Source organism: Curtobacterium sp. MCJR17_020, from assembly GCF_003234365.2.
In the GTDB taxonomy this organism is placed as follows: Bacteria; Actinomycetota; Actinomycetes; order Actinomycetales; family Microbacteriaceae; genus Curtobacterium.
In genome coordinates, this window is the sequence record NZ_CP126260.1 from 1348704 (window position 1) to 1361510 (window position 12807).

Annotated in this window: 13 protein-coding genes; 2 read left to right on the forward strand and 11 right to left on the reverse strand. The window is 68.6% G+C overall.

Annotated elements, in window-relative coordinates:
- Positions 1-146: 146 nt before the first annotated feature.
- From DEJ14_RS06450 to DEJ14_RS06485, 8 genes are all read right to left on the reverse strand, one after another.
- Entirely contained in the window at positions 147-1394 is a 1248-nt protein-coding gene (locus tag DEJ14_RS06450) for an MFS transporter (protein ID WP_111086726.1), read from the reverse strand.
- A 97-nt stretch (positions 1395-1491) separates the two neighbouring features.
- Positions 1492-2028, reverse strand: a complete 537-nt coding sequence (locus DEJ14_RS06455; protein ID WP_111086739.1) for a P-loop NTPase family protein — start codon at positions 2026-2028, stop codon at positions 1492-1494.
- 97 nt (positions 2029-2125) lie between these two features.
- On the reverse strand, positions 2126-3931 hold the full coding sequence (locus DEJ14_RS06460; RefSeq protein WP_111086725.1) for a histidine-type phosphatase: 1806 nt from the start codon (positions 3929-3931) through the stop codon (positions 2126-2128).
- Positions 3932-4159: 228 nt separating this feature from the next.
- Positions 4160-4822 carry an ABC transporter ATP-binding protein gene (locus DEJ14_RS06465; protein ID WP_111086724.1) on the reverse strand — a complete coding sequence of 221 codons (663 nt, stop codon included), beginning with the start codon at positions 4820-4822 and terminating at the stop codon, positions 4160-4162.
- Positions 4819-6111, reverse strand: coding sequence for a hypothetical protein (locus DEJ14_RS06470; RefSeq protein WP_111086723.1), 1293 nt, complete (start codon positions 6109-6111; stop codon positions 4819-4821). The genes DEJ14_RS06465 and DEJ14_RS06470 overlap by 4 nt, the downstream gene beginning before the upstream one ends.
- Positions 6099-7004, reverse strand: coding sequence for a hypothetical protein (locus DEJ14_RS06475; protein ID WP_111086722.1), 906 nt, complete (start codon positions 7002-7004; stop codon positions 6099-6101). The genes DEJ14_RS06470 and DEJ14_RS06475 overlap by 13 nt, the downstream gene beginning before the upstream one ends.
- Positions 7005-7061: 57 nt before the next feature.
- The gene (locus DEJ14_RS06480; RefSeq protein WP_146249839.1) at positions 7062-7499 is read right to left on the reverse strand and encodes a hypothetical protein; all 438 of its coding nucleotides are present in this window, start codon (positions 7497-7499) and stop codon (positions 7062-7064) included.
- A gap of 307 nt (positions 7500-7806) precedes the next feature.
- Positions 7807-7977, reverse strand: coding sequence for a hypothetical protein (locus DEJ14_RS06485; protein WP_165901340.1), 171 nt, complete (start codon positions 7975-7977; stop codon positions 7807-7809).
- Between the two features lie 162 nt (positions 7978-8139).
- Here DEJ14_RS06485 and DEJ14_RS06490 point away from each other — a divergent pair, with 162 nt between their 5' ends.
- The gene (locus DEJ14_RS06490) at positions 8140-8826 is read left to right on the forward strand and encodes a GAF and ANTAR domain-containing protein (protein WP_131845526.1); all 687 of its coding nucleotides are present in this window, start codon (positions 8140-8142) and stop codon (positions 8824-8826) included.
- A 315-nt stretch (positions 8827-9141) separates the two neighbouring features.
- On the opposite strand, the gene DEJ14_RS06495 is transcribed toward DEJ14_RS06490, so the two are convergent.
- Positions 9142-10149: a carboxypeptidase-like regulatory domain-containing protein gene (locus DEJ14_RS06495; protein ID WP_146249838.1), complete on the reverse strand. Its 1008-nt coding sequence runs from the start codon at positions 10147-10149 to the stop codon at positions 9142-9144.
- A 275-nt stretch (positions 10150-10424) separates the two neighbouring features.
- Here DEJ14_RS06495 and DEJ14_RS06500 point away from each other — a divergent pair, with 275 nt between their 5' ends.
- On the forward strand, positions 10425-11462 hold the full coding sequence (locus DEJ14_RS06500) for an alpha/beta hydrolase (protein ID WP_111086738.1): 1038 nt from the start codon (positions 10425-10427) through the stop codon (positions 11460-11462).
- 77 nt (positions 11463-11539) lie between these two features.
- On the opposite strand, the gene DEJ14_RS06505 is transcribed toward DEJ14_RS06500, so the two are convergent.
- On the reverse strand, positions 11540-12010 hold the full coding sequence (locus tag DEJ14_RS06505) for a GNAT family N-acetyltransferase (protein WP_181437654.1): 471 nt from the start codon (positions 12008-12010) through the stop codon (positions 11540-11542).
- 10 nt (positions 12011-12020) lie between these two features.
- Positions 12021-12725, reverse strand: coding sequence for a hypothetical protein (locus DEJ14_RS06510; protein WP_284180435.1), 705 nt, complete (start codon positions 12723-12725; stop codon positions 12021-12023).
- Positions 12726-12807 lie beyond the last annotated feature (82 nt).

Consider the following 12807-nt stretch of genomic DNA (forward strand, 5'->3'; position numbering starts at 1 on the left):
GTCTGAAGGCTGAAACTGCGGACGGGAGGCCCGGTGCCAGCTGGCACCGTCCCTCCCGGCACGGCGGTCGCCCCGCTGGCGCGGTGCGCCGGTACCGGCGCACGAAAAAAGGACAGTCGAGTGCCTGCCGTTCGATAGTCGATTCTCTATCGACCGGAGTTCGTCCTGAGCGGTGAGGACATCGCCACGACGACGGCGCCAGCGAACACGATGGCCACCGCGAACAGCGCGACGCCATCCCCAGCGACGGTCATCAGAGCGCCGCCGCTCACTGCTCCCGCAGCCGCAAGGGTTCTGTTCGCGCTGCGCATCGTGCCGTTCACCCGACCGAGGAGCGCATCGGGTGTGACGGTCTGCCGGAGGCTCATCTCGTTCGCGTTCTCGCACCCCGCCGCGAGGCCGTGGACGGCGAAGGCGGCGAACAAGACCACGACGGTCGCCGGCGGTGCTGCGACGGCGATGCCAACGGTCGCGAGCGCGATGGCCGCCCACGCGATCGGGTACGCGGCTCGAGCGGCGATGATCGTCCGGCCGGCACCGAAGCGGATGCCGAGGCGCGGCGCCGCAGTGGCGCCGAGGAGCATCGCGACGCCGCTGAGGGCGAGGATGCCCCCGTACACGGCCGCTGGGAGCGCGAGGGTGCGGAGCGCGAGTGTCGCGAACACCGTCAACCCGGCGGCGTTGGCCAGGAACCAGAGATGTGTCGACAGCGCCAGCGGTGCGAGCATCGGATGGCCGTACGTCCACCGCAGGCCTTCAGCGATGTCCCTCCGCAACCTCGTACCCGCGGGACGCGCTGGCTGCTGCTCGATGACGCGGACTCGCGCGATGAGGACGGCATCGACGAAGTAGCTGACCGCGTCGAGAGCGATCGCGAACGGCGCGGTCGCGATGCTGACCAGGACACCTCCGAGAGCCGGACCCGCCGTCTGCGCTGCCGCGTCACTCTGATCCACCCGTGCATTCGCCGCCAGGAGGAGAGAGCGAGGCACGATCCGGGGGAGGAGGGACTGCGTCGCGGCGAATCCCACAACGGACAAGATGCCGAACACGAACAAGGCCGCCGCGGTCACCCAGAGGTTCAAGAGCCCGGTCGACCAGAGCACCGGGATCGCGCCCAGGCACACGCCACGACCGACGCTCGCCCAGATCAGAAGTGGCTTGCGCCGGAACCGATCGACGTACGCGCCGATGATCAGACCGAACAACGCGTACGGCAGGAACTGGGCAGCGTTCACCAGCCCCACCTCGAGGGGGCTGGCGTGCAGAACCGTCACCACGAGAACCGGTACGGCGACCGCGCTCACTGCCGATCCGAACGACGAGACGGTCGCGGCAGACCAGTACGCGCGGAACCCGGGCACTCGACGCAGCGTGGTCACGTCGTCGCCCATGCGCCAACGCTGGCAGAGCGCAACGCTGCGAGCAAGACAGTTCGCACACCACCCGTTTCTGTCTCGGTACCCGATCGTCTATCGGAGGGGTCAGTGGTCATGGACTTCGCCGAGCCAGGTTGTTCCGGCGGTAGTACTCCTCCAAGGCCGCACGGTTCGGCAGGGACACTTTCGGCCGATCGAACTCGTCGAAGACATGCCGATACCGGGGACGGTGCTTCCTGGCGGGTCCGAGCAAGAACCGGACCATCTCGATGCGGACACGGTCGCGAGTACCGCCCAAGCTCCCAGCACGGTCGGGCTCGAAGAGACTGCGACGGAAGTAACGGACGATGCTTGCTGCCGTCGAGGCGTCCAGGAGCACCAGACCAGTCGCTCGCCGTAACCGGCCGGGGAGCCAGCGCGAGTAGTTGCCGTCGATGACCCACTGATCGCTGTTCATCGCCTCGTTGTGCATGCGCTCAAAATCGGTGTCCGGGCGCTCGACCCACTGTGTTCCGGGCAGGTGGCGGTACTGGTCGAGGTGGATCACAGGGAGCGAGCGGGCTCGGCCGATGGCTGCCGCGAGGGTTGACTTGCCGCTGTTCGATGGCCCCAGGATGCAGATCCGCTGGCCGAGGTCGTCGAGGTCCATCTGGCGAGTCTCGCAGGGGCACCCCGATGACCACCCCTCGTCCACGGTGACCGGTAGTGGCTCGGTCACCGAGGGAAGCCGCCACTCCGCATCGGTGTCACTCGGTCTGACGACGCCGGCGACGCAGTGCCAGCGTCCCGGCACCGGCCAGGAGGAGTAGTGTCGCGAGCAACGCCGGTCCAACGGGCGACTGCGCTCCGGTCGCGGCCAGCGTGCCCGTCGCCCGGGCCGTCGGTGTGCCGGTGCCCTGCGTCGCTGGTGTCACGGTCGGGGTCTGCGTGGACTCCGCAGTGGGTGTCGCGGTCGGTCCCGGCGTGGCTGCGGCGATCAGCGGGCTCTCGGTCATCGCCGTGCCGGTGAGGCAGTGCTTGAGCTCGGTCTCCTTGACCCAGTTCGACCCTGCGGCGACTGCACGGCACCCGGAGGCGAACGCGATCTCCCGCTCGTTGTAGAGCATGCGCACGAGCGGCGTGTAGGCCGCTCCGGTAGCGGGGTCGATGCCCGCTCGCGACACGACGTCCCACTGCACGTTCGCAGCCATCGGCGTCACCGCAGAACCTCGCCACGGGTTGGTGGCGTAGTCGTAGATGTCCGCGTCCGATGCCGGAGCGGCGTTGTCGGGCGCAGCAACGGTCAATCCTGGCAGACGCAACAGCGCAGCGAACGGGATGATCGTCTCGGCGTGTGCGAAGCGGAAGGTCCCGACCACGTCGCCGCCGGCGACGCGGGCGTCGATCGTGGCGAAGAAGTCGTCGAGCAGGGGCTTGGCGATCGAGTAGGTCTCGTCGTGACCGGTGAGGCTCGGGCCCTTCTCGTAGAAGTCCTCGGCGTCGAGCAAGTACGCGAACCACTCGGCATCCGCCGGTCGGCCAGCGAAGTACTGCGCGAAGTCGAACTCGTGCGGAGCGACGTTCTCCTCGTGCATGTCGGCAGCGATGATGTACAGGTTGTACAGCGCCATCGCCGCATCGACGGTGCTCTTGATCGACTTCTTCGGATCGCCGCAGGCATCGGGATCGGCCTTCGTGTCGGCGCCGGGCGCGCACGCCACCGCGCCGCCCTTCGAGCCGTCGGCGGTGTTGTACCAGATGTGTGCCTTGTCCGTGCCGATCGCGGAGATGAACTCGGGCGTGAAGATGCCGGAGAGCAGGTCCTTCGCCGCCTCGACCGATCGCGGCTTCGCCTCGATGTACTGCAAGGCCGCCGCGATCGTGCCGCCGTCACCGGTCTGTTGGGCGATGTAGTCCTCGTACGCCTGTGCGCGCTTGCGCTCGGGTGACCCCTCGGCCTTGTCGGTGCCGTCCGGGTTCTCGACCTCGTGGAAGTAGAGCAGGTCGGGGCGCGGTTCGAGCTTGACGCCCGCGGCCCCGAAGCCCCGCAAGAAGTTCTCGCCCGACTCCGTGGCGCGAGACTCACCCGAGGTCTCGGCGACGACGCGCCCGCCCGTCTTGGCCGCAGCTGCGAACAGCTGCTTGTTGCGCTGTGCGGCTCGCGCTCCGATGCCCTGGTGCTGAGCGGCGCCCTGACCGGTGAGCATGCCGTAGCCGTTCGCGACGTTCGCCGCGGTGATGGCGTCGAGGTTCGCGGAGAACTCCCTCCCGATCTCAGGAGTCAGGAACCCGTTCTCGGCCTGCGCGGTCGCGGCGAGACGGTGTAGCAGCGCGTCGTACTTGTACGCGGAGAGCCCCCGAGATCCGTGCCGGGAGACCGACTCCGTAGCGACGGGTGCGTAGCCCGTCGGTGCCGGCGAATAGGCGTCGATGTCCGACTGGCTGGGGGCGATGTAGGGCTGCTTGCTGCTGTAGAAGCTGGCGGCGTCGTCGGCGGCGTGCGCCGGTTCCGCGAGCATCAGCGAGGCGAGGGTAGCGACGGCGACGCAGGACAGTGCAGTGCGGGTGTTCATGGGCTCTCCGGTATCGGGACCCTCGGGCGGCGGTCCGACAAACAGAGTTAGCGGCAGCGGGTGAACAGCGATTGACCCGGGGGTGACCGGACGGTGCTCAGGCGTATCCGGAAGAGCTCGTTGACGGTCTGCGCTCGCTGCGTGGGGACTCGGAAGCGGCCCCGATCGAACGAACACAATGCTGCCCCTCGTGATGACTGCGCCCGTGATGGTTGGCTCCTGCTTCGATCAGACACCGCACTCGATGAGCTGTTCGTGTTGCAGGTGGAGTTGCCGTCCGCATCGCTGCGCAACGCGCGCACTGTGGGTGACGATCACGAACTTGGTGCCGGCTTGCTGCAGCTGATCGAAGAGGGCGAGCACGTCGTCTTCGGTCGTCTCGTCCAGTGCGCCGGTGGGCTCATCGGCGAGGACGACGGCGGGGCGCTTCGCGATGGCTCGAGCGATCGCGACGCGCTGCGCTTCTCCTCCCGAAAGCCGCCGTGGGCGCTTGCCAGCGAGGTGACTGATGCCGACTGCCTCGAGGGCGTCACGCGCTCGGTCTGCCGAGTCAGCACGAGCAGGGGCTCCGAGTCGGACGTTGTCGAGCACACTGCGGTCGCCGAGCAGGCTGTGGTCCTGTGTGACGATGCCGATGTGTCGGAGCCGGTGTTCCGCCATCCTGCGTGCGGTGCGCTCGAGCACGCGCCCGTCGTGCTCGTAGGTCCCCGTGAAGTCGGTGTCGAGACCGGCGAGGATCCGGAGCAGCGTGCTCTTGCCGGATCCGCTCCGCCCAGTGATCGCGACTGAGCGATCGTCCTCGCGAAGGGCGAAGTTCAGTCGGTCGAACAGCGTTCTGGTCGATCCGTCAGGCTCGGTGATCGTCTTCGAGACGTCGCGCAGCGTGATCATCGTGGGGTACCTCTTCGATGTCGGGTGGTCAGTTCGATGCGGACGGCTCGTCGGCTGAATGCGCCGTCCACCACGCACCAGAGGAGCAGGGCGGCACCCGCGCCGAATCGAGCCAGCGCACTGTCGTTGGGGAGCACCGCGCTCGTCGCGAGGAACAGCCCGATCGCGGCGGTGAACTCCGTGAGGCGGCTCGCGCGGAACAGTCGGTTCGTGCGGTCCGGACTCTTGCCGAGGAGATGGTGCACCCGCGCGACTGGCGCTCGACGGTGATGCAGGAGCCGGTTGAGGAACGCCGTGATGATGCCCACTCCCGCGGTGAGCGAGACGAGCAGCGCGGTGACGAGCACCAGGTTGTCCTGGATGAGCTGGCGGACGAGGGAGAGCTGCACGAGGTAGGTCGGTACTCCGAGCAACCTGTACGACCGGAAACCGGTGTCGTCTCCGATCGCGTCGAGTCGCGCGACGACGCCACCGAAATCGAGGCTGCGATCGACGGCGAGGTCGGCGTTGAGTACCTGGAACACCAGGCGTCCGAACAGCTCGGGATCCAGCCGGTCGAGTGCTACTCGGTCGAGTCCGGCGAGTGTCGGCGGGTAGGGCACGATGGCGGTGTCGTCGAGGTAGTGGTTGGCATCACCGCGGAAGTACATCGCACTGTTCGGTTCGAGGAAACCGACGACCTCAAGCTCCTGCTCCTGCAGGATGACCGAGCCGGTGAGTCGCTGTCCGAGCTCGTACACGCCGCGGTACTCAGCGCCCAGGAGCACCGGCATCTGGCCGGACCCCCAGTCGACGGCATCCCACTCGATCGGCTCGCCGTCCTGCACGGAGAGCCCCGCGAACTCGTACGCGGTCTCGTTGAGTTGGATTGACTTGATGTCCTGAACACTTCGCCCCGATTCGTCCTGGTACTTCCCGTTGAGTGTGTACTCGGTGCCGTAACCGACGTCGAAGCGGTCGTCGCCGCGGAAGTCCTGCACGGTGACGGGTTGGTCGTACGAGGAGATGAGGTCGAATCCGGGCTCGTCGTCGATGCGGTCGACGAACGAGGCGACTTCGTCGAGCGCGTGCTGGTCTTGCCGGATCGCTTCGAAAGCGTCCGGGTCGAGATCGTCGACCACCGTGTAGAGGTCGACGTCGGCATCAGCGGACAGTCCCTGGGCCACGGCCTGCGATGCGGACTGGGTGAACGACGCCACGTTGTACCAGCAGAGTGCGAGCAGCACGAGCAGGACGATCTTGGCGACGATGATCGGCCAGTTGGACCGGAGGTCGTTCAGCAGTTCCATCGACGGCTTCCCTGCCAGAACGAAGCGACGGACACGGCAAACACGACGCTTCCGACCGCGATGACGGCGGTGGTGACGTCGAGGTCGAGGGTGATGGTCTGCCTGACGACCGCCGCGCCCGCGAGAGCGGTCGTACAGGCGGCGGTGCCGATCACAGCGACTCTGGCGGCAGCGCTGCGAAGGGTGTTCAGCGGTCGGAACCCGGTGGTGAAGCGGACGGCGGCGGTGCGGAGTTCCCATCGTCCAGCCTGCAGACCTGCGACCACGGCGATGAGCACGACGACGAGCGCGCTGAGCGCGACCAGGACCGGCGACACGGCGTCGACGTTCGTCCTGCGGTTCGTGCCGTCGTCGATGATCTCGACGCTTCGGCCAGGGAACTGTGCGTTGTAGTGGCGGACACTGTTCGGGCCGTCCAGGAGCAGCCGCTGTGGTGACCCCGAGAACTGCGACGGATCGGCGAGGACCACATCACCGGACAGCAGACTGTCCGCCCGCACGCCAAGGCGTCCCACCACGGTGTACGTCTTGCCACCGACAGCGAGGTCGTCACCGCGGACGGCGACGTCAGCGCCGACGAGAGCTTCGCCGGGACGCCCCGACAATGAGTGCCCGTCATGCAGCGGAACATCCACCCACCGTCCCGACAGGACCGCAACGGCGCGGACCTTCTCCTCGAGGTCCACGAACACCTTCGTTCCCGGTTCGAACGCGCTCCTGGCACGCCGGAGTTCGTCGAGCGTCGCGGTCACCCACGCGCTCTGGCCAGCGCGGAGGTCGTTGCCTTCCACGGCGACGACACGTCGACGAGCGTCGAACACTCCGATCAGCACGGTCAGGAGCATGGCCAGCAAGACCAGGCCAGCTGTCACCGTGAGCTGTCGCTTCGTCACGTCGTCTCCTCACGCCGCAGCGGGTGAGAGCTGTCGGCTCGCACCCGCTGCGATGTGTCACTTGCCGTAGTAGGTCTTCGCGGTGCCGACACCGCTGCCCGGCTGGTTCGGCCGGAACGGCTTCCACACGGTCACTGCTTCGGTGACGGACTTGCCCCACTTCCGGCCGGAGTCCGCGATGATGCGGCTGCCGTGCTCGAGCCGCGCACGGGTGTAGTGCTGCACGCCTGCCCAGGTCGTCCAACCGTGCGAGCGCTTGTGCGTCGTCCCGTTGATCGTCTTCCGCTCCGCTGCACCACGGTGGTTCACCGCGAACACCGACATCCCGGTGTCTGCACCATCGATGGTCCCGGCGCTCTCGGACCACCCGCCGACGACCCCCTCTCCCTCACCCTGCGCATGCGCAGGGATCGCGCCGAGGAACACCGTCCCACCGACAACTACTGCGGCGAAGCCTGCAGCAACTCGACGAGCCTGCTGACCGATCTTGCTCATTGACTGCTCCCTCCATGAACGGTGAAGTCCAACCGGTCAGTGGTTAACATGTCAGAGGTGGAACGCTTTGTCGAGCAACGTGTTCGGTCGTGACCGAGCCCCGGATACGCGGTCGGGGATCTGCAGCGCGACCACGGTCGGACGGGAGGCCCGGTGCCAGCTCGCGCCGGGCCTCCCGTCCGTCGATGGGTTGACCTCTACTTCCACCTCCACTTGGAGCACGTCGTCGAGGTGGCCGGACTCACGCTCCGGTTGCCGCGCGCAGCTGTTGCAGGGCCACGTGCGTCGATGATCCTGGCGTGGCTCGCTAGGTGACGAGGCTCTTGTCCTCTTCCCCTGCGACGCGGAACGACTCGACCTGCAGCTCGAGCTGGCCGACCGCGGGGTGGTCGAGTTGCTGGATGCTGTGGCAGCGTTCCCGGATCTCAGGAGCGACGTCCGGTGCCGATTCGTCCTCGACGCCGGCACGATCTGACACAGAGTCGCGGCGGGGAGTCACCGTGGCGCCAGGCGTGTTCGCATCCCCGGGCCGTAGTGTGGCGGCACGCGGTCTTCGACTGCTGGAGCAGGGCACGACCGGCCACTTCTGATCACAGCATCTGGAGTGACCCCCGTGGGCGCCGACCGCGAACGAAGACTGTTGCAGACCATCATCGCGCTGGTCGGCAGTGCCACCAGCTCAGAGGACCTCACCGGCCGACTGCAGCACCTGGTGGACGAGTCGGCGGCGTTGTTCGACGTCCACGCTGCCGGGCTGATGCTGTTCGGCTCGGATCACCGGTTGCAGATCACCGCCTCGGTGGGACACCACAGCGGACTGCTCGAGCTCCTGCAGCTCGAAGTCGGCGACGGGCCCTGTCTCGAGGCAGCGCGGACGGGGAGCGTGGTCTCGATCCCCGACGTCCGAGTGGCCGAGCCGCGATGGCCGCACTTCTGCCGGGCCGCGGCTGACGCCGGGTACACAGCCGTCCACTCGATCCCGCTGCGGCTCCGGACCACCGTCATCGGATCGCTCAACCTGTTCGGCGAGTCCGCCGGCGCGTTCGACGAGGACGACCTCATCGCTGCGCGGGCACTGGCCGACATCGCAGCGGTCTCGCTCATGCAGCAGCGCACCATCGACGACGCGGTGACGACGCAGGGGCAACTGCAAGCAGCACTCGACAGCCGTACCGTCATCGAGCAGGCGAAGGGGTGGATCGCGAACCGGAACGGGGTGGACACCGCGACCGCGTTCTCCCTGCTGCGCGACCACGCGCGGCGGAACCAGCTCCCGCTCGCCGAGGTCGCCCTCGCCGTCCTCGCCGGACGGACCACCCTCGGCTAGTCCCCGCCCCCTCGCAACGCTGCGCCGGTACGTGTTCCAGACGGACAGGAGGCCCGGTGCCAGCTGACACCGTCCCTCCCGTCACGGCCGTCGCCCCGCTGGCGCGGTGCGCTGGTACCGGCGGGTGGGGCCCACCTCCCGTCACGGCCGTCGCCCCGCTGGCGCGGTGCGCTGGTACCGGCGGGTGGGGCCCACCTCCCGTCACGGCCGTCGCCCCGCTGGCGCGATGCGCCGCTCAGCCAGACTCAGCCACGCGCCCGGCGTCGCCGCTTCCGCTCGTTTCCGCTTCGGTCACCCGGAGCGCCGTCCTGTGGATCACGACGTTGCTGCGGTCGAAGCGGCCACGGCCACGGACGTTTCCGGCACCGCCCCACCCCAGCCGTTGAACCCACCGAACACGACCCGCACCGGGACGGCCTGCGCCCGGTCGGTCACGTACCGGTACACGCCGCCGGGGCGTCCGAGCCACAGCACACGCGCCGGCGTCGCGGTCGTCGCCACTGTCCGGAGCTCGACCACGTACTGCCCGGAGGGGATCTGGAACTGCGCCGTCTGCTCGCTGTCGAGCAGCGTCGAGAACCGGGTCGAGAACGACGCACCGGTCGTCGCGTTCGTCACCGTGACGCGCGCGCCACTGAGCAGCGGCGACGGGGTGCGGGACGCCGTGTCGGCGTAGACGACCAGGTCGTAGTCGCTGTGCGCGTAGTGCTGCGACAACGTCACCTGCGACGCCGGGAGGGTCCCGCGCTGCTGGTAGACCCGGGTCTTCCAGACGGCGGGCGACGCCGTGCCGCTGGCGTACGCCTCGATGCGGTACTTCCCGGTGCTCAACCCGACGAACCGGTACTGGCCCGCGCTGTCCGAGGTCGTTCGGAACACCTGCGAGGTGTCCTCGTTCCAGGCGTACATCAAGCGTCCAGCAGCGGGACCCGAGGGGCCGACCACCCCGCCCTGCACGGTGGCGCCGATCACGAGCGGCACGGTGACCGCGACCGTCGTGCCGCCGCGGACCACGATGGCCGAGCGGAGTCCGGGGGCGTAGGTCTGCGTTCCGCGCGGCGGGAGTTGCCGTGTGGTGACCGTCACGGTGTCCGGGGCGGGGATGCCGGTGAACGTCGCGGTGCCGTCGGCATCGGTGGTGGCGGTCCCGACGACGGCGTCGATGCCGATCGCAGCCAGTTCGACGTCGGCCAACCTGATCGGGGTGCCGTCCGGCGTCGCGAGCTGCACAGCGATCGTCCCCGACCCGGCCGCGGCCGCTGGCGGCGCCAGGCCGACCATCGCTGCTGCGGCAAGCGCCACGACCAGTGTCGTTCCCGTCATCAGTCGCATCGCGTTCCCCGCCCACCAGTCGTACCTTGCGGGGGACTGTACGCGTCGTGCGAGTGGTGGGGAAGGACGGCGTCCCGGTTGCGCACCAGGAACGTCGGCGTTCAGTACCTCGTTTCCGCGGCTTCTTGCACAGTGCGGTGCGCGCTCCGGAGCGTCGCGTGCACTACTGTCGTCGGCAGAGGGAAAAAATCCCGCGCTGCTCCGGCAGACGGGACCGCACACGCGTCTCACGGGAGTCGTCACTTCTTCATCGAAGGAGTGTGCCCGTGTCCGACACCATCATCCGTCCTCCGTTCGACCCCGAACTCGCGACCTTCCTGGCGGCGCTCGAGGCCCGCGGTCCGTTCACCCTCACCGCTGAGATGTTGCCCCGCATGCGGCAGCTCGATGTGCCCGAGGACGTGGTCGACGAGCGCCTGCGTTCCCGCGGGTACCAGCGGCGGAACGTCACGGTTCCGGGGTACCACGGCGATCCCATCGACCTCGCGATCATCGACCGCGTCGAGCGCACCGGTGCGACCGGTGCGACCGCGGCCGTCTACTCGATCCACGGCGGCGGCATGATGTTCGGCCACCACCTCGGGAACCTCGAATCGTTCGACGACTGGCTGCTCGACCACGACGTGGTCCTCGTCAGCGTCGACTACCGCCTCGCACCCGAGTACCCCGATCCGTACCCGGTGGAGGACTGCTACGCCGGTCTCGTCTGGGTGGCGGCGCACGCCGACGAGCTCGGCATCGACCCGGCACGGATCGTCATCGCGGGGCAGAGCGCCGGCGGTGGACTCGCCGTGGGGACGGCCCTGCTCGCCCGTGACCGGCAGGGTCCCGACCTGATGGCGCAGATCCTGGTGTCACCCATGCTCGACGACCGTGACGACACCGTCTCGACCCAGCAGATCGACGGCGTCGGGGTCGCCGACCGCCAGATGAACCGTTTCGCGTGGGACGCGTACCTCGGACCACGCCGCGCCACCCCTGACGTCTCGGAGTACGCCGCTCCGGCTCGTGCTGCAGACCTGTCGGCGCTGCCGCGCACCTACATCGACTGCGGCAGTGCTGAGGTCTTCCGCGACGAGGACGTCGCCTTCGCGAGCCGCCTCTGGGCAGCGGGGGTCGACGCGGAGCTCCACGTCTGGCCCGGTGCCTTCCACGGGTTCACGAGCATGGTGCCCGACGCCGCCATCTCGAGGACCGCGACCGCGGCCCTCGCGGACTGGACCCGACGACTGCTCGGCGATCCTTCGCCGATCGAACGCGCAGCCGGGCGCCAGGACGGATCTCTGGACGGCGTGTCTCGGTAGACGTCCCCACGAGCGGGACAGGAGGCCCGGTGCTACCTGGCACCGGGCCTCCCGTCCCGGCCGGTGTCACCAGGCGATCAGCGGACGAGCCGGACGGTCGTCCCGATCGGGCCGAAGCTCGACGTCGCGCCGTCGGCGACGAAGCCGTTCCGGCGGTAGAACGAGTGCGCTCGCGGGTTGTCGGCCGCGACCCAGAGCGAAGCCGGACGGCCCTCGAGGACGGCGTCCAGGAGTGCCTGGCCAGCACCGCTCCCGTGAGCGCACGCCAGCACGTAGAGCATGCTGAGCTCTTCCGGCCGGACCGCATCGGGTTCGGTCACGACGTGTGCCGCGGCGAAGCCGATGATCCCGATCTCGCCCTCGGCGATCAGGGTCGCGAAGGTCTCGTGTTCCAGGTTCGATCGCCACATCGTGATCCGTCGCTCGACGTCGAACCACGGGTTGGTGGCCGGGTCGTCCACGAACCGGCCGTACGTCTCACGCCAGGACGTGGTGTGGACGTGGGCGATGGACTCCGCGTCGTCAACGGTCGCGTGCCGGATCATCATGACGCCGGCCTCACTCCGCACTCCGCAGGTCCTGCACATCCCCGTCGGAGCACTCCGAGACTCCGGTGATGCTGTACCGCTGCGGGTACGCGTTGAATCCGATGGAGGTGACGGGCCCGTCCGCGCCCCGGATGCCGGTGAGCGGGTCTGAACCGCCGCTCTCGAACCGCTTCGTCGTGATCCCCTTGGACTTCCAAAGCTCCTCGACCGTACGGATGTCGGCCGCAGGATCGGTGCCGTCGGTGCGGCTCCGCTCCAGGACGTACACAAAACGGGCGCCGTCCCCACCGCCCGACTGGGTGCACACCTCGGCAGCGGGGCCGCGGTACACCGTCCACTCGCCGCCGACGGCGTCGGTCGACTCCTTGACGGCGTCGACGATCGACTTCTTCGCCTCGGACGGGTCCACTGCGTTGCCTCCAGGGGCGTTGCTGCAACCGGACACGAGGAGCGCCGCAGTCAGCATGACGCCGACACCGATGCTGGGGCGGGCGACGCCTCGGAGTCCCGGCCGCCGGAGGAAGTCCGACGGGGCGGCTGCTCGGGTGCGTTCGTCGTGGCGGACCTGCCAGGCGTGTAGGTCGCCCTGCTGCATTCGTTCGATCGGAGCGGCGGCGCGCGGAGCGCCGCCTTGGACACGCAGAGTTGAAGCAGCGTTGGACACTGCCTGCGCGAGCAGATCGGCTGCCGCGTCGTCGTACTGGACTTCCCCCACGGTGTTCCCCCTTGCGCCTGGTCCCCGGCGCCCCACCACGACTGTAGCGACCGGGCGCGTAGCGCGCACCACGGAACCGAGC